The following is a 19,072-nucleotide window of genomic DNA, read 5'->3' on the forward strand; positions in this document are numbered from 1 at the left end:
GGGGTTTATGGATTTTTTAGCAGGCAAAGTCCACGCATTGAGGACGATTCCGAAGGTTAAGGTTTTGAAATACTATTCCACCCTCCGATAACCTTTCTTGTTTGTATTTTGCACGATTATTGCATCCTACGGCTTTAGTCGGCTCATACTCGTTGTTGGCGTCAACATGCTGTTTTTTCGGTTCTATTATAATTCGCCGACAATTCGCGCCATACCGTGGATAAAAATACTCACGCCGGAGTACATTAAAAATGCCCGAAATTTTGGATCAGGAACAACTTGAAAACGCATTAAGGGATAACCATCCTGAAAACGCCAGGCTGGAAGAGCGGATAAGGGAACTGGAAGCTGAGAACCAATCCTTGCAGTCTAAGCTAATCGAAAAGCAAAAAAAGGAGTTAGCCGGCCTGGAGAGCGAAGCCAAGTTTCAGGCCATGTTCAATCAATCCGGAGTGGGTGTGGCTTTGTTCAACCTGCAGGGTAAGTTTGTAGAAGCCAATCCGGCCATTGTGGATCTATCCGGGTATTCCGCGGAAGAGTTGAATCGTATGAGCTTTAGCGACATCACCTTTCCGGAAGACCGGGAAACCGGTGTGAAGCAGTTTTTGGACATGCTGGAAGGAAAAATCAGCCGCTATACGGTGGAGAGAAGGTATCGCCATAAGGACGGCTCGACCATATACGGCATTTCCCAGATTTCCATGGTGCGTATTCCTGGTTCTCCGGAGCCATTTGTCATGGCCCAGGTTGTAAATATTTCAGAGTTTAAGGCCATACAGAGGGAACTCCGGGAGAAAGAAAAAAAGCATAAACTGGTCATGGATGCTTTGGGCTTTGGTCTATGGGATTGGGACATTGCAGGGGGAACTGTATACTATAATCCTGCATGGGCCGCCATCGTGGAAGAAGAGGCCGTTGATCCCGCATACGAATCCTGGGAGTCAAGGATCCATCCTGACGACAGGGACAGGGTTTTGAATTCTCTAAACAACCATTTGCTGGGTTTAACTCCGGTCTGGTTGGAAGAGCACCGTTTGAAAACCTCCAAGGGGCGTTGGAAGTGGGTGAAAGGCCAGGGCAGGGTGGTGGAGCGGCTGAAAAACGAGGCGCCGCTTAGAATGATCGGAACCATGGCTGACATCAATGAACGAAAGCAAGTCGAAAACACCCTGTACAAAACCACTCGGATCCTGGAAGAAACCATCCAGCAGGCGCCTTACGCCATGTTTATAATGGAGGGCTCGGTTGGAAACGCCAATCTTTTGATCGCCAATGAAATGGCGAGAGGTTTTATGAATCAATTCGCAGCAGAGGACGCTGGCGGCCGGCCGCCCGATCCCACGGAATTGGGCTGCCATTTGTATTCGTATATTGACGGAAAAGAAATTACATCTGAGCGTAAACCCTTAAATCGGGCGCTGGCCGGCGAAAGCATCAAGAATGAGCGGTTTTATGTCCTTGATGCGCAAGGCGAAAAAATTCCCATGGAAATCAATGCTTTTCCCGTCTATGGAAAAAGCGGGAATATCGTGGCCGTCCCCGTCACTTTGTTCGACATTTCCAAAACTCTGGAGGCTGAAAAAGACCGGCTGCAAATGCACAAGCTCGAGGCTGTCGGCACCTTGGCCGGGGGCATTTCCCATGACTTCAATAATATTTTGAGCATCATAATCGGGCACGCCGAAATCGTATCGGATGAAGTCTCCAAAGACGGCCAGGCCTATCAGAGCATAAATGCCATCCTTGAGGCATGCTTGCGGGCCAGGGACGTGGTCAAACAATTGCTGGATTTCGCCAGAAAGGCCGAAATCGACCTCAAACCCATGGCTGTGACGCCAGTAATACAGGAGTCCCTGACCCTGCTGCGCTCCTCCATTCCTGCAAATATAGAAATCAAGGCGCAACTGACGGCTAAAAACGATGTGGTCATGGCTGCGCCTCCCCAGATCAAGCAGGTGCTCGTCAACCTGTGCACCAATGCCAGTCAGGCCATAAAAGGGCGGGGTGAAATCAAGATTTCAACCGATAATCTGGAGTTAAGCTCGCCGTGGCCCGGATGGGGTGAGGACGCCACGCCGGGAGCCTGCCTGCGCCTTATGATCGAAGATTCAGGGGAGGGCATGGATCCCGCCATCGCCCATCGCGCCCTGGAGCCGTACTTCACGACAAAGGACGTGGGCAAAGGAACTGGAATGGGGCTCCCCGTGGTTCACGGCCTCATCAAGTCCATGGGCGGATTCATGAGAGTAAGCAGCGGGCGTAAAAAAGGGGTGAAGGTGGAAATCATCCTGCCTCTGGCCAAGGTTAAAAACCCGGCCAAAACAGTTGCTGCCAAGGAACGCCCGGCAAGAAAAGCGATGAATGTTCTTGTTGTGGATGATGAAAAGGCCTTGATCGCCACCCAAAAGGTGATGTTGAAGAGGCAGGGCTATGACGTGGTCGGCGAAACCGACGCCTTAAAAGCCCTGGAGATCTTTCGCACTAATCCCGGGCAATTCGACTTGGCCATCGTGGACATGAGCATGCCCGGAATCAATGGGGATGCGTTCGCCAGAGAGTTGAAAAAACTTCGGCCTGACATTCCCATCATTCTGGCCACCGGCTATTCCGACGAAGCGACCATGAAAAGAATCAGGAGCCTGGAAGTGGATGTGGTGATAAACAAGCCCATGACAAGAAGCGATTTATCCCAAGCCGTCAATGCGGCCTTGAAACGGCATGCCTAAAGGTTTTCGCTGGGTTCAGGCTGTATGGGTTCATAAGGCAGCCTGATGACAAACCGGGCGCCCTGGCCGAGCGAGGTGTCCACATGCATGGTTCCCCCATGGTTGTCGGTAATGATGAAATAGGAAACCGAGAGCCCCAGGCCGGTCCCCGCCCCCGGAGGTTTGGTGGTGTAAAACGGCTCAAAAATTCTTTTTCGGATGTCCTCATGCATTCCCGGTCCGTTATCCTGCACTTCTATCCTGGCAAATCCCGGCTCCGGCCGCACCCTAAGAATGATTTCCTTTATGCCGGCGTCGTCGACGTCCGTCTCGCACAATGCCTGGGCGGCGTTTTTCAGCAGGTTGAAAAAGACCTGTTGAATCAGGTTGCCCTCGCACAGAACCTCCGGCGTGCTCAGGTCGTACTCCCGGATGATCCTGATCTTTCTGAAGTCGTAATTGGTTTTCAGGTCGAAATCGCTGGCCGAAAGCTCCACCATGTTGTCCAATAGCTCCATTACATTATGTCTGGAGTACTCCTGAGTGGATTTTCTGCTGAAGCTGAGCATGTTGGAAACCACGCGGGCGGCCCGAATTCCGGACGTGCGAACCAGGTCCAGAATCCTGTTCACCTCGCGCAATTCCAGATATTTTTTCAGGCCCGCCATGGTGATTCCGGACTCCTCCGCAGCCGCCTGATTCTTGGACATTTCGCTGTTCAGGCGGGTTTGGGCCACCTGGATGTTTTGGACAATGCCAGCCAGAGGATTGTTTATTTCGTGCGCCATGCCCGCAGCCAGCCCGCCGATGGAAACCATTTTCTCCGATTGAATCATCATTTCTTCAATTTTAACCCGGCGGGTTACGTCGTCCAGGCGAATGACCGCGCTTTCGTTTCCATCCATGGCTATAGGGTACACGATGAGGTCGCAGGTTAACATCCGGCCGCTCCAGTGAAAGGTGATTCGTTTGGAAAACTGGCCCTTGCGCTTTTTAACCGCCTCTTTAATCTCCTCAACCAATCCTGAAATTTGAGGCAGCACGTTTTCCAGTCTGCGGCCCACGGCGTCCGAAGCCTTTATGCCTGACATGGACTCGGTTTCCTTGTTCCACAGATTGACGAATCCGCCCTTATCCACCCCCACAAGAACGGAAGGCATGGAATCCAGGATGCTGTTCAGGAAGATTCTGGTTTTATTTAACTTTTCCCTATTGCTCTGCAACTCCCGGTACTGGTCCTGGATGCGGCGATAAGACTCTTCCAGGTCTCGGGACATTTCATTGAAGGCCATGGAAAGGTCGCCTATTTCATCCAGTTCCGATACATCCACCTGGCCGCCAAGGTCGCCCTGGCGTATATTGTCCATGGCGTCCCTCAGACGGGTGATAGGCTGAGTTATGCCTTTGGAAAGCAACAAGTTGAGAAAAAGGCCGACGCAGCCCAAAACCGACAGCATCATGGCAATGCTCAGCAACGAGAAGTAGTTATGCTCTCTCAGCACCTCGGACAGGTCGTATATAATGGTAATATAGCCAATATGTTCGCCTACTGCGTCGATGGTTCGGGTGAACTGCAGGGCTTTCAGGCCGCCGAAAGTCATTTGCCGAATGTCGGTGGCATGCGCGGGGCCGACTAGCCGGGCCGGAGGGATGAGCGGACTTAACAAGGGCAGGTCGTCTGAAGCCAGCAGTTGTCCGCGTTTGTCGTAAACCGAAATATCCAGGATGCCGGGAATATCGCTCATTTGATTGGTGCGAATCTTAATCGCTCTGACGCTGCGCTCAAAAATTTCGTTGGCCAGCGGCTCCCGGTCTCGTTCCACCAAAGTGCGGAGAATCGTGTCCACCTTGCCCATGGTGGAGTTAAGCCTCCGCTGCTGCATGGGAATTTGTACGGCGACGAAAATCAAGGCGGCGATAATGGAGGTCAGCAGGATGGCGCCATTGACTTTGCGGCGAATGGTTGATTTCAGTCGTGGATCTTTCAAAATATTTCCAAGTAAAAACAGGCTGCAGCTAACCCGAGGGAGAAGTCATTACCTGATGGTCATATAGTACATTGGCTGGTTATTTTCAAACCTAAGTATGACGATGGGCTTAATCGGGTCGCCAAACTGGTTAAAGGAGATGTTTCCCGTCACCCCTTCATAACCCATTGTGGCCGCTATAGCGTCCCGGATAGCCGCCTTATCCATAGTTCCGGCCTTGTTTATGGCATTGACGATCACCATAAGCGAGTCGTGGGCCAAGGGCGCCAGGCTGATTTTCACTTGGAACCCGTCTTTGTTATATTCTTCCAAAAAGGCTTTGCCTTTTGGGTTGGGCTGGCCTGCATGCCACAGGTCGGAAAAATAATGTCCGTTCACTGCGCTGCCGGCGTATTCCGTCATAAGGTAGTTCCAACCGTCCGCTCCAAGAAAGGTTGATTTAACGCCCATGTTTTGGGCCTGACGCAAAATATATCCGGAATCCCTGGGGTAGCCCGGCACGAAAACCACCTCCGGCTGCAGGCTTTTAACCTTTTCCAGTATCTGGCTGAAATCCGAAGCGTCCTGCAAGTAATCGCCTTCCCAAAGGACTGCGCCCTTTTTATTGAATTGATCGATGAAAAAGGCCGCCAGGTCGCGGGAGAACTGGGAGTTGGCATTGGTCAGCACGACAGCTGTTTTTGCGTTCAGGCGTTCAGACGCAAAATCAGCCAAAGCTTTTCCGGAAAACTCGTCTGAAGCGCACACTCTAAATATATAGTCGCCGATTTTTGTTAATGCAGGATTGGTCGAGGCGGGGCTGATCATTGGAATCTTCGCTTCCTGCATCAGGTGGGCAATGGCCAGGGAATGTGCGCTCCAACTGGCGCCGACCACCGCGGTCGCCCCATCCTGGATGGCTTTTTTCCCGGCCGTCAGGGAGCCCAGAGAAGTGCTTTGGTTGTCGTATTCCAGCACCTCAAGAGGTTTGCCCAACACCCCCCCCTGGCGGTTGATCCGTTGGCAGGTCCAGCGCAAAGCCTCAAAGGCCTCCTTGTCCATGGGGGCTGCGGCGCCGGTTTGGGCGAAAATAGCCGCTATCTTAACGCTTTCGCCCGTCTGAGCGATTCCAAGGGATGTGCGCCCAGCGAGTAGGATCAGGAGTATTAATACGAATATCTTGCCGCCTGCTTTTATCATCTTTTGATAAGTCGCCGTCTTTCCGGAAAAAGGCTGTTTAATTTGCAAAAGGGCGGCCCGTATTGACGGACCGCCCCTGGCGCCGGTTCCATAAAGGCATTTAGTTCTTTTTGGCTTGCCCAAATAGTTCAAGCGCAGCCAGCCCGAACAACAGCGCAGCCAGCGTCTTGGCGCCCGAGCCGAAAGGCTTGGCAGGCCTTGCGGCGTCCACGAAACAGCCGCCTCCGCCGCCGCCGTCAGCCACGCCGATGGAATTGGAGCCTGATCCCGCATTGGAACCGCTGGAGCCCGGAGGGGAGGGCGGACGATCTTCGTCCGATACCGCCCAGGCGACCCTATCGATCATCCGGGAGATCGTTCTGGCAGCCTTGGACAACAGTCCGGGCTCTTCGTCTGCATCTCCTTTGCCCACGACGGCGTAAATAAATGCGCTTACGGGCAGCTTGACTGTGAGCGGCGCTCCGGTGTCGTTTTTAACCCAGTAGCCGACATACGGCTGCATCACCGTGGTTTCCACATAACCGTCCGGGTCGGCCTTGCGGGTCTGAGGCTCGTAGTAAAACAGGTTTCTGTCCTTGAGCGGGTTGTCCGCATTGGCCGAATCCTGCCGGTAGAAGGTTTCTCCGTCCACGGAGCTTTCCACCTGAGTCCAGTACAGGCTTGTGGTGAAGGGATTGCCTATCAGGTTCCAGCCGGGCTGCAGGGTGGTGTAATAATCCTCGGTCGAGTCCACATGCAGGCCTCTTGCCTCCACCTCTTTGGCGTAGCGGGAGATGACCCAATAAGCCTGGCACGGTCCGAACGGGAATTTGTCGTCAAATCCGTTGACGTTGCCCTCCAGGTAATACTCTTCGGGATCTTCCGTATACTGGGCCAGAGGATCGAATCCGAACAGGCGCCACTTGGAGTCATCGTACTCGTCCAGATTATCCGGATCGCTGAGAATTTCCATAATGGAATCCATATCCGCAGCGTAAGCCGGGAAGCTGATCAGCCTGTAATCCTCCACCTCGGTTCCGCCGGTTAATTGGGTTGTAAATTCCGTGGGCTTAGCCAGGGTGTAAAGCGAAAGGTGGGCCAGAGGCACAGTCACCGTGTCGCCTGTAATTACGGCGCCCGGAACGTAAACCCATCTGCCAAGTTCCGTGTCGTAAGTAAAGACAAAGAGCTCGTCCGTGGGAACGGCGCTGTTATTGGGGAAGGCCAGCGACGCCGGAATGGCGAAGGTGGTTCCCGAAGGTCCTATTTCCACAACCGGGCTGCTCCGTTCTTCCATATAAGGCTGACCCGCGTCCACCTGGCTGATGGTGGGGGTAATGACGGAAGAAGTCGATCCTACGGGAATGCTGAAGCTCAGGCCGTTCAGATCGCTGTCGGGCTCGTTGACGGTGAGTGTGGCGCCTTCTCCGGCGTTAACCTGGCCGCCGTTGACCAGCAGCGTCGCCTCAATGTAGTGGACGTTGAACATCCCTGAAGTCAGTGTAAAGCCCAAGGAATCCGTGACTGTCAATTGGGTGCGTCCCGAGGACAAAGGCATGAAGGTGAAAGTCCCGGCCCCGGCGTCCAGACCGGAAACTTCGCCGATGGTCTCTTCAATCACATCCACGCTGTACGGCGGCAGACCCCCTTCAATCCGGCAGGCGATTTCCACCGTCGTGGTTACGGGCGCCGCAGCCCCGGAGTAAGTGACCATGATGGCCGGGCTGCCCTGTGCGGGCGCCAGTTCCAGGGCGGGAACCACGGTGACGTCCAACACGCCGGAACTTACGCTGTTGGCGCCGTCCGAGGCCAGGACCGAGAAGGCCGCCGTCCCCGTATCGCCGGATTGGGGCGTCCATTCTACAACGCCGTCGGTCGGAACCGGGATTTCCATACCGTCAGGACCGGAGCCCAGGGAGTACTGCAAGGCCGCCGTTTCTTCATCATAGCTGTAGAATTCCAGGGAGAACAGCCGGTTCACCATGGCTCCGTAAGGCTGAGACTCCACCGAAGCGGGAGCTTCCGGCGGATCGTTGACCGCGGTTACGGTGAAAGTGAACTGCTGAGTCACGGTCCGGCCGTCCGCGGCCATAGCCTCTATGATTACCGTGTACGTTCCGGCTTCATCGTCATACAAGGGATTGTAGTAGATTTCGCCGGTGGTTTCCGAAATGGTCATGCCGGCCGGCTGATTGGATCCGTCCGCAAAGGCATAACTGGTAATGGGGCCGGAAACCGCAGGCTGGTATGTGTATATGTCATTTTCATCCACCGCGCCGCCCGGGGTGGAGGTAAAAACCAGGGCTGCCTGGGTTTCGTAGCAGCCCGGGTCGTAATACCCGCCAATGGGACGGCTGGCGTTATCCAGGTCGTCCGTCGGGAAAGCTACGCCCGTAACATTGGCGATGCTGGGGTCGATGGAGTCCACGGACGGGGACGTTTCCTCCAGATGGTAATCGCCGTTGGCTGCATCCACAAACAGGGGATCCGTATTCCAATCCCCTTCATGGCTGAGGGGGCCGGAGTAGTTGGCCTGGCTGTTTCCGGATGCGTTATTATGATAGATGGCCAAGGTTGAGCTGGCGCCATCCCTTCCCACGCCCCACATGCCGTCGGCAATTATATTATAGGCGATTTTGGGAGACGTATCGCTGGAGAAAACGCCCGTGCGGAAACCGACAATGGTGTTGTTGACGATTTCAGGAGAAACGTTCACCTCGTTCGCCGCGGCCCAGACGTTAATTCCTATGCTTGCTGTCTGATTATCCACAAGCAGGTTGTTCTCGACCCGGTTGCCCATCCCCGTCGCGGAGATTGACAGAGCGTCCAAAGCGCTGCTCGAATCGCTGGTAATCCTGTTTTTCTTGATGAGCACGTTTTCTGCATCGTACTGCAGCAGGATGAGTCCTTGCGTCAGGTCCCCGCTTTGTATGTCAAATCCATCCAGGGTGAAGTCCTTGACTCCGTTAAGGTGGACGCCCCATCCATTGCTTCCGTTAAAGGTGAGGATGGTGGAGTCCGGGCCTTCGCCGCTGATGTGAATTCCGCTGTGGCGCTCTTCAACCATCAGGCTTTCTGTGAGGGTGAAGGTTCCTCCATGCACCAGCAGGGCGTCGCCGGCGGTTAAGGCGTCCAAGGCGTCTTGGATGGATTCGCCGGCGTACACATGGTTGACCACATTGTCGCGGATAGTGTAGGTGACGCTCTCTCCGCCCATGTTGCCTGCAAAATCCTGGAATACCGCGGTGGCCGTCACCACGGCGTTGGCCGGCCAGGGAGCTTCCGGGGTGTAGCTGAAGATTACGCTGGTCAAATCCGAGTCGTCCACAACCAGGGTGTTGGTGATGACCAGAGGGTAAGTTGTCTGGTCTGACGTCATGGTCAGGATTACAGAACTGGAATCCACGCCGAAGTCATCGCCTATGGTGAATCCGAATTCGCCTCCTGGCAGGTTGGCGTCATAACTCCAGGATTCGATGTAGGGGCTGTTCTCATCATAGAACCATGTTTCATAACAGCCAATATCGTATCTGGAGCCGTCGGGCCTTAAGGCGCCGTCCAGGTCCGTCGCCGGAAATTCCACGCCGGCGGTTGCGGCTGCGGAACTCTCCAGGGCGTCCACGCAGGGAGAGATTTCCTGCAAATGGAAGTCCTTGCCGGCGGCATCCACAAACAACGGATCTTCGTTGATGTCCGTGGCGTGCGTGATGGTGGAGTCGTAGTTGGCGCCGTTTCCGTACACGCAGTTGTAATGCACGGTTACATTGTAATCCGCGTATATGCCTTCACTATTAAAGGCGATGATGTTGAAGGCAATCAGCGGATTGGCGCTGTTTGCGCATTCAATGCCGTTGATAAGGTCGCTCAGGGTGTTGTTGACGATTTCAGGGGCCGTGGTGAAGCCCGTCAGGTAAACGCCTGTCCCGGCATTGTAGTCGCTGGTCATGATGTTGTTGGCGATCCGGTTGCCGCCGCCGGAAGCGCCCACCCACAACAGCGGGGTTCTTGCAGAATGCGTAACGCCGAAGACGTTGCCTTCAATGAGGACGTTTTCACTAAGGCCTTGCAGATACAGCAGGGTCGCATCATACATCGTGCCTATGGAGAAACCCTTGATCGTGAAGCCGGAAACGCCGTTGATGCTGAAGGCCCAACTCTGGCAATCAATGATTGTATTTTTCGGTCCGTCGCCTAGCAGTGCGATTCCGCTGTGCTCCGGGCCAACCGTGATTGAGCCGTCGGTGAGAGTGTACTCGCCGGCGTTCACATGCACTGTGTCTCCCGAAGTGGCGCCGTCCAGGGCGTCCTGGATGGAATCCCCTTCATAGACCTCGTGGGTTACAGGGCCCCGAACCGTATCCACTATCACGTAAGGATTCGGGTCCGTGGGGTTGGCCAGAGCGTCGTCCGCATAGATGGTGGCTGTAATCACCATGCTCGCGGCAAAGGGATTGTCCGGAGCATAAGTTACACTAACGTCGTCAGGGTAGGTATCGTCTATGCTTAAATAACTCGTAACATCCGTCTGCACGCCGCCCTGGGTTTGCAGCAGCACTTGGATGGAAGATGTATCCACTTCCGTCGGATCTTGCAGCCTGAATTTGAAGTGGGATGGATATAGCGCCCAAGACGTGACGTCCGGCCCTGTTACGGAGTCGCACTTGGTCCAGGGGCCGTGGTGAAGGACCGTGTCCGCGGGGTTGCCCGCCTCGTCCATAGCTACGATATGCAAATAATTGATATTGTAGTCGAACAGGATATTGCCCGGAGGATTAGAATCAACTTCCGGCGTTCCGGCCAAAGGATTGGTGGATTCGTTATCGTCCACAATCCAGTAGTAAGTTACATCGCCGCAGTTGTCCGACCCGTAGCTCCAGGTGAGTGTGGTTCCCGCGTTGCTTGTGCAGGTGTCCGTGAGCACGGAGGTTGCGCCCAGGACGGGGTTGGTTGGAGGTGTGAGATCTCTGACCCAGGGGCCGATGTGCATGGCTTCGGAAGCCGTGTTTCCGAGTGCGTCCACTGCGATCAAATGCAGGTAATTGTCGCCTTCCACAATGGGGGTGGAGGTGGGAGGCGTTTCCGTCATTGTCCCGTAGGTCAAAGGATCGGTGTCCGGGGCGGCGTCCACTATCCAATAATACCCGGCCAACTCGCAATCGTCCGAACCTGCGGCCCAGCCGATGGCGATGATTCCGTTGGCCGTGCACGTATTTGTCGTCACGGAGGAGGACAGGAACCTGGGATTTTCAGGCGGCGCCTCATCCCGGCGCCAGGGGCCGAAGTGGACGGTCGAGCCGGCCAGTTGTCCTGACTCGTCCCTGGCGCGCACATGCAGGTAATTGTCGCCCACGGACAAGTCAATGGATGCGGGCAAATCTCCATAGTCGCCGTTAGTCGCGGCGGTTAAGGGAGAATTGCTCACCAGCCAGTAGTAACCGTCCAGTTTACAGTCGTCCGTGCCGGGCGTCCAGGTCAGGGCTGTGCTGGCTGCATTGGTGCACGCGCCCGTGACGACGTCCGATCCGATCAACTCCGGGTTCTCCGGCAGATGGAGGTCTCTTTTCCAGGGGCCTATATGCATGATGTTGTCAGACAACCGGCCCACAGAGTCCTTGGACCTGACATGGAGGTAGTTGTCTCCGGACTCCAGGGCCATTTCCGTCGGCAGGCCGCCGTAATTTCCGCTGATGCTGGGATCGGTGTCCGGCGCGCCGTCATGGATCCAGTAGTATCCGTTCAGGTCGCAGTCGTCCGCGCCGTCGGTCCAGCCCAGGGTGACGCTGGTGCCCAGGGTGCATACCCCGGTGAGCACGCTGTTGCTATAAAGCGTCGGGAGTGTGGGCGGAGCGTCGTCCATTCTCCAGGGGCCGATGTGGAGCGTGCCGGCGGCAAGCTGTCCGGCTTCGTCTTTAGCCCGAACATGGAGATAATTGAGTCCCGGCATAAAGGAAATATTGCTTGGGGGCGTACCGTCCAATACTCCCGCCAAAGACGGGTCCGTATCAGCTATGCCGTCCACAACATAATAGTATCCGTCGATTTCACAGTCGTCCGACCCCATATTCCACAACAGGTTGACGCCGGTTTCCAGAGTGCACGTTCCGGTCACGACGTCCAGGGATGTCAGTTCCGGGTTTAAGGGCAGGGCGGCGTCCTTTTTCCAGGGGCCGATGTGGAGAGTTTCCTCCGCAAGCTGTCCCAGTCTGTCCACAGCCACGATGTGGTAATAATTGTCGCCGTTGGAAAAGCCGATATTGGCGGGCAGTTCGGTAATTAAGACTCCATCAGCGTAGGGATCGGAGTCGGGGCTCGAGTCTATCTTATAATAGTAGCCCTGCAGGGCGCAGTCGTCCGAGCCCGGGGTCCAGGTCAAGGCTGAGCTGGAACTGGTCATGCACGTTCCGGTGGCTACGGAGGTGGAATCCAGAACCGGGTTGGTCGGCAGGGCTGCGTCCACGGTCCAGGGACCGATATGGAGGGGATCCACCGGGGTTTGCCCCAGGCTGTCCTGGGCCAGGACGTGCAGGTAGCTATCGCCTTCAGGCAAAGCGATGGCTGCGGGAAGCGTATCCGTAAATACGCCGCCCAGAGAAGGATCTGCCACGGGATTGGAGTCTATGATGTACCAGTAGCCCTCCAGGTCGCAGTCGTCCGAGCCTGGGGTCCAGGTAAGGTTCGTCGTTGACGCCAGGGTGCACGTGGCTGTGGGTACGGTTGTGGCCGTCAGTTCCGGGTTGACAGGCAGGGAGACGTCCTTGCGCCACGGGCCGATGTGGAGGATTTCCGAAGCCGTTTTTCCGGCCTCGTCCTTTGCCAGCACATGCAGCCAGTTGTTTCCGTCGCTGAATGCAACCTCTGTGGGCAGGGCGCCGAAATCGCCTTCGGCGCTCGGGTCCGTGCCTGTTGCGGAATCCACAATGTAGTAGTAGCCGGCCAGAGCGCAGTCGTCCGAACCTTCGTTCCAAGATAAATAGGTTCCGTCATCCAATACGCAGGAGCCCGTAATTACGGAAGTATTAGCCAGGATCGGGTTCTCGGGCGCGGCGCCGTCGCGCTGCCACGGGCCCAGGTGCAGGACCTCCGTTGCAAGCCGGCCTGCGGAGTCCATGGCGATTACATGCATGTAGTTGTCGCCCACGGCAAGGTTAAAGCTGGCCGGCAGGGCGCCAAAATTTCCGTCAATGGTCGGGTCGGTATCGGAGATTTGGTCCACATACCAGTAGTAACCGTCGATGCCGCAATCGTCTGTTCCGGCGTTCCAGGTGATATCGATGTAAGTGCTGTTCAGGCAGGTGCTGATAGGCTGACAGCAGCTTGCCATTTCCGGATTGGTCGGGGGAGCGTCATCCATTTTCCAGGGGCCGATATGCAGGATTTCGGAAGCAAGCTGCTCCGCGCCGTCCTTTGCCTGGACATGAAGGTAATTGTCTCCGGCCGTGAACGAAATGTCCGAAGGCAACGAGCCGTAAGTCCCTTCGCTTGTGGGGTCTGTGGAGGGCGAGGAGTCCACAATCCAATAGTAGCCGTCAACTGCGCAGTCGTCCGAGCCGGGGGTCCAGGTCAGGTAGGTCATCGTCTCCACGGTACAGGTTCCCGTGGACACGCTTGCGGCGTCCAACACCGGATTTACCGGGAGTTCGCCGTCGCCTTTCCAGGGGCCGTAATGCAGGGGCTGGCCCGCGCTGTTTCCAGCCTCGTCCTTGGCGATCACATGGAGATAGGTATCCACGCCTGGGCTGATGGTCAGCGTCTCAGGCAGGGCGCCTACCAGGGTTCCGTATATTTCAGGATCCGTGGAAGGCTCGTTATTGATCAGGACGTAATATCCTTCCAAAGCGCAATCGTCCGAACCAGCCGTCCAGTTTAAAGAGGTGGATTCAGACGTTGTACACGTATTGGTCATTATTGTAGTGGAGTCCAAGACCGGGTTGGCAGGCTCCGCCCCGTCCACTTTCCACGGCCCGATATGCAGGATTCCGGAAGCCAGCTGTCCGGCTTCGTCCATGGCCTGGACATGCAAATAATTGTCGCCGCCGCTGAGCGTGAGAGCCAAGGGCAGTTCGCCGAAAGATCCGCCCGAAGTCGGGTCGGTGCCGGGAGAGCTGTCCTGGATCCAATAATAACCGTCTATGGCGCAATCATCTGCGCCGGGCGTCCAGGCCAGATTCGTATATGTAGCATTCGTGCATTCGCCTACGTTGACAGTTGTGGAGTCCAGAGTTGGGTTGCTCGGCCGATTCGCGTCTTTGAGCCACGGCCCGAAATGCAAAATCTCGGAAGCGGAGTTGAAGTCGTCCTTGGTTACCAAATGGAAGTAATTGACTCCCGTGGACAGGGTGTAAACGCTGGGCAGGGCTGAACTCTGGGTCGCCGCCCCGGAAAGTTCCGGATCCGTATCCGGGGTGGAGTCCATAACATAGACGTATTCCACGGTTCCGCAGTCGTCGGAGCCCGAACTTTGCCAATTAAAATACACGTTGGCGTCCGTCACGCACGTATTGGTGATAACCGTAAAATTGTCCAGGACCGGATTGACCGGCAGTTCGTCGTCAACGTACCAGGGGCCGATGGTCAGGGTTTCGTCCGCCAGCATGTGGCTGTTGTCCTTGGCCCTGATATGCAGATAGTTGGCGCCTTTACTTAGGCTAATGGATGTGGGGGGCTCGGAGGAGTATGTGTCGGACGTCGTGACGCTGCCGGTGGGATCGGAGTCCACATAGTAGAAGTAGCCGTACATACCGCAGTCGTCCACGTTGACGTACCAGGACAGGGAGGTGCTTGTATCCTGGACGCAGGTGTCGGTCATCACGGAAGTGGAGAGCAGGGTCGGGTTGTCGGGCGGGGTCGTGTCGTAATTCCAGGATCCATAGTGCAGGGCCGAAGCTGCAAGGTTGCCGTCCATGTCTTCCGCAATAATGTGCAAATAATTGTCCCCGGAACTGAGCGTAATGGCGTTGGGCGGATTTTCCGTAAAAAAAGGCGATCCGGTTGTGGGGTCCGTGTCGGGGAGGGAGTCTAATACCCAGTAATATCCAGCGATGCCGGATTCATTGTCCAATCCTAATGTCCAAGTGATGACCACCGATGAATCAGTGGTGCAGATGCCGGGAGCAGGATCGCTTTCATCCAGAATGGGATTGGTGGGATTGGTCTGGTCCATCTCATAGGCGCCCATGTCCCAATTGGAGTTTTGGGGGCGGCTCAGGTTGCGGGCGTCTATGGCGACCGTATTTGTAATGGCAATGGCGTCAATGGCCGTGGCGCCGGAGGACAGGCGGAAGTCGCCGCTTCCCCGGTTCCAAAAGGGTTGTACGTCGGAAATATTGGCGCCCATGTCCGTGACTTGGTGCAATTGGCCGCTTCCGTTGTCGGAAAGGACGTTGTAAGCCGCATAAGCGGCGCACGAGTTGCACGCGACCACGTTTATGCCGTACCCGTCAAAGCCCTGGATGATGTTGAAATTAAATTCCACAACGTCGCTGTACAAGCTCGCAGCCCGAATGCCGTCGCCAGATCCGCCGTACAGCGTGTTGTGATAGATTGCAGGGGCGAAGGCGGCCAATCCGCTCCCCGTAAGCGAGATTCCATTCTCCAGGGCGTAGGTCCCGCTGTTTAACTCCGCAATGATATTGTTCGTGATTTGAGGGCTGGCGACTCCGCCCTGCGCCTGATCCACCGAGATGCCCGTGGTGCAGTCGAAAATCCGGTTGCCGTCCACCTCGGGGCTGCAGTCCTGAACGGCAATTCCCACCGTGCTCGCGGTTTCCACCGTGGAGGAAATTACGTTTTGAACGATGGAGTCGTTGTACGAGCCGTTGCCGTCGAAGATTCCGGTAAGCTGCTGATATAAGGAATCGCCGGTATAGTAGATTTTGTTCTGTGCAATTGTGTATTCCCCGTACATGGCGCTTCCGATGTAAACGCCGTATCCGGGGGCCACGGCCAAGCCGCCGTTGTCGTAAATGCGGTTTTGGTTAATGTCCACCAATCCCGAATTATGCAAGTACACGCCGTAAAGGCTGTTGTTGTAGATGTCGCAGTTATAGACCCAGTGGTCCTGTCCGCCGGAAAATTCAATGCCGTAATTATTATTTTTTATTGCACAGGCAGCCACGCCGCCGTAATAGGCGTTTTCAAATTTAAGGCCTGCGCCGGAGAAGTTTTCTATCGTGAGATTTTTGACCGACACGTTCATCGCTTGAATCTGGAGGCCATTGGTCCAGTAGCCGGCCCCCACACCGGAAATAAGTGTGGAATCCGGGCCAGCGCCGATAATTGTCAGGTCGTCGAAGTACCCGCCGGAAACATAATGTCCATCATCGGGCTCGATTCCTCCGTTGCCGCTCACTGTGTAAGCGCCCGCCTCTAAATGCAACTCAACCGATCCCGAAATGCTGCTGTTTGTGTTTATTTCGGTAAGAGCCGTGTACAGGGTGTTCCATGGGTTCGCTTCGGACCCGTCGCCTCCCTCAGGTACATAAGGAGCTACATATAATTTGGTGGGGGGCGGAGCAACGTACTCGTAGGCGCCTACGTCAAATCCTGCGTCCACGGGCCGGGCGGTCCCTTCAATATCTTCAGTCACCGGATCGCCGCTTCCCGCCGGGATGAAATCAATGCAGGGCGAACCGCTTGACAGGCTGAAATCTTCTCCCGCGTAGTTCTTAAAAGAAGGATACCCATACATGTTATTGGTTTGTTCGATGAAGCCGTAAAAACTGTTGTAGACTTCGTATGTGATATTATAATCGGCGTATATGGTTCCTGACCCGGAGTTCAGGACAATTCCATAATAACTGGAGAAATAGGCCAAAATATTATATTGGACGTCGGCGGTTCCTGCGAAATTGGAAAATTCAACGCCGCTGCCGGAGCCCGTGGCGATGGTGTTATGGTAAATGACCGGGTTGAGGGTCCCCCCGTTTTCTCCGTTGAAGTAAATGCCGGAATACATGTCCGATGAAACTTCGGCGTAGATGAGGTTGTTGGTGATGGTGGGGGAGGCTTCCATGCCCGCTCCGCTGGTGCTGCAGGAGACGCCGTAGTAACAGCCCTTGATGATGTTCCTGTAAACGGCCGGGCTGGCGTCCACGATGGTTACGCCGTAAGTGTCTAACGAATAGGAATCCTGGATGATGTTATTATAAATTTGATCCTGGGTGGTAGACCCCTGAATGTATATCTGATGTATCTGATAGCCGTCCCCTCCCGCGGGAATCCAGTTGTCGTGGATGGAATGGCCGCCGCCGCTGGCTCCGGTGATTTTTATGCCATAGGGGCTCATGCCGTTCCCGTTGTTATTGATGCCGCCGGATGAGGCGTTTCCGTAAATTTCGCAATTGGTGGATTCGTTCAGGATGACGCCCGCGGAGGTGTTGAAGGCCGCGACGCAGTCTCCGGTCACGGAGCCGTTGGTGGAGCCGGAAAACTCCACGCCCACGAGGTTGCCTGTGATTGTGCAGTTGACAACGCTTCCGTTATCGGCGCCGTTAAAAAAAACGCCCCGGCCGGAGGCATAACCCGCTATGCCCAAGGCTTCCACCGTGACATTATCGCCCGTGACGATCATGGCGTCCAGCCACGCGGTTCCGGTATAGCCTTCAAACAGGGTGGTGGAAGGGTCGTCTCCCAATATGTGCAGGCTCGTGATGGCGCCGCCGTTGTCTTCAACCGTTAGGACCGTGTCAGGCTCATGCCCGTCATCGGTCGAGTACACTCCGGCAAGCAGGTTCAGGACGATATCGCCCGATCCGTTGGCGTTTAACCATGTGACCGCCGAATGCAGGCTGTTCCATGGCGTGGCCATGGCGCCGTCGCCGTCCACGGACGCGTTGGGATCGACGTAATAGGCGGTGGTGGTTGCCATGGCGCCGCCTGGCGCAATAATTGCCGCCAACATGAGGGTTAACAGCAGCAGCATAGCGTTACGAATATGGCCGAAATGACTGGATTTGCGGATGTATGTGCACATGGTTGAAGGCTCCTGGAAAGAGCTGCGTCTCCTTCCTAAGTAGAATTATGGAACGCCTGCCCGGCCCTAATTCTTCAAGATATTAAGAATCAAGAAAGAGGCAGGCTGATCGCCGATAATTACAATTGGCTTGCTAATGTTTTTCTAACAAACCGCGCCTCCTTTCCTTACAAAAAGGCAGGAGGAGTTATTTCGTCAAATAAATGGTTTAGGGTTTTACCTCGATGAAAAAATATAGCAAAAACGGTTAGGGGAAAACAAGACGTAATGGAAAAAAGGACGCAAGACTCTTTATAATTGCAGAAAAATTGACTCTTGAGCGTAGAAATACGATACAGAATGGATGGCATTTGGTTGGCTCTGTGATCTATTTCACAGCCCTTTCCCCAAGGGGCGCCGCCTTTTGCCCGCTATTCCCGCACTGTTTCCATAAGGAGTTGATCGTGAAAAATCGTCTGTTCGACCTATGGATTGATTCCTTCTTGGAGGAAAAAAAAGGCGGAGGGGGCCGCCTTGCAAAGACCGCCTGCTCTGCACAACCTGTTTAGAATTGGAGGGGATGCATTGAGTTTGAATGCGGGTCTATTCTAAAAACGGAAAGGAGAATCAATTTTATTGCATGAACAAACAACATGCGTTATGATCTTTCCATATATTTAAAAAAGTTCATTTCTACGGTCGTATATTGCTTGGGAAGGAATAGCCCCCGCATTCTTTGCGGGAGAGTCGTTGCCAGGAGGCGTCCATGACAATGGTCCGTTTGATTTACACCAGCCAGTTGAGCGAAAATTGCGGGGTTCCTGAAGTGCGGAGTATTCTTAAAGCCGCTCGCGGCAACAATCCCAAGATCGGCGTAACAGGTCTTTTGTGCTATGATCCAAGCCATTTCATGCAATGGATCGAGGGCGAGCGCAACACCATTAGCCGTCTTTACCATTCCATTGCGGCGGATCCTCTCCACGCCAACGTGGTCTTGTTGGATTACGGGGAGATTTTCCGGCGGGAATTCGCCAAGTGGTCCATGGCATACGTTAATCCCAGTGATGTGAGCCAAGACATCATCTTTCGTTATTGCTCCGGCAATGAGTTAAATCCCTATTCCATGTCCGCGGAAGCCGCCCGGAACTTCCTGATTGACATCGCCAATGTGAAGCGCTCCTCTCTTGATAGCGACATTTAGACCTTGGGGGTCCCGTTTAAAAAAGCGTTTTAGCGTCTTTCAAACTACATGCCCGGGCCCTGTTCAAGGC

General features: G+C 54.9%; 5 protein-coding genes. 2 read left to right on the forward strand and 3 right to left on the reverse strand.

Features of this window, described 5'->3' with window-relative positions; all coding sequences use genetic code 11:
* Window positions 1–251: 251 nt before the first annotated feature.
* Window positions 252–2,726 carry a PAS domain S-box protein gene (locus BUE18_RS06180; RefSeq protein WP_073473986.1) on the forward strand — a complete coding sequence of 825 codons (2,475 nt, stop codon included), beginning with the start codon at window positions 252–254 and terminating at the stop codon, window positions 2,724–2,726.
* Here the strand turns inward: BUE18_RS06180 and BUE18_RS06185 are convergent.
* The 3 genes from BUE18_RS06185 to BUE18_RS06195 form a co-directional block, all read right to left on the reverse strand.
* Entirely contained in the window at window positions 2,723–4,693 is a 1,971-nt protein-coding gene (locus tag BUE18_RS06185; protein WP_073473988.1) for an ATP-binding protein, read from the reverse strand. The two genes, BUE18_RS06180 and BUE18_RS06185, sit on opposite strands and share 4 nt — an antisense overlap.
* Window positions 4,694–4,741: 48 nt before the next feature.
* Window positions 4,742–5,872, reverse strand: a complete 1,131-nt coding sequence (locus BUE18_RS06190; RefSeq protein ID WP_170868284.1) for an ABC transporter substrate-binding protein — start codon at window positions 5,870–5,872, stop codon at window positions 4,742–4,744.
* A 100-nt stretch (window positions 5,873–5,972) separates the two neighbouring features.
* Window positions 5,973–17,822: a right-handed parallel beta-helix repeat-containing protein gene (locus BUE18_RS06195; protein WP_073473994.1), complete on the reverse strand. Its 11,850-nt coding sequence runs from the start codon at window positions 17,820–17,822 to the stop codon at window positions 5,973–5,975.
* Window positions 17,823–18,567: 745 nt separating this feature from the next.
* Between BUE18_RS06195 and BUE18_RS06200 the strand changes: the two genes are divergently transcribed.
* Window positions 18,568–19,002: a BLUF domain-containing protein gene (locus BUE18_RS06200; protein ID WP_083610816.1), complete on the forward strand. Its 435-nt coding sequence runs from the start codon at window positions 18,568–18,570 to the stop codon at window positions 19,000–19,002.
* Window positions 19,003–19,072 lie beyond the last annotated feature (70 nt).

Source organism: Desulfatibacillum alkenivorans DSM 16219, from assembly GCF_900142135.1.
In the GTDB taxonomy this organism is placed as follows: domain Bacteria; phylum Desulfobacterota; class Desulfobacteria; order Desulfobacterales; family Desulfatibacillaceae; genus Desulfatibacillum; species Desulfatibacillum alkenivorans.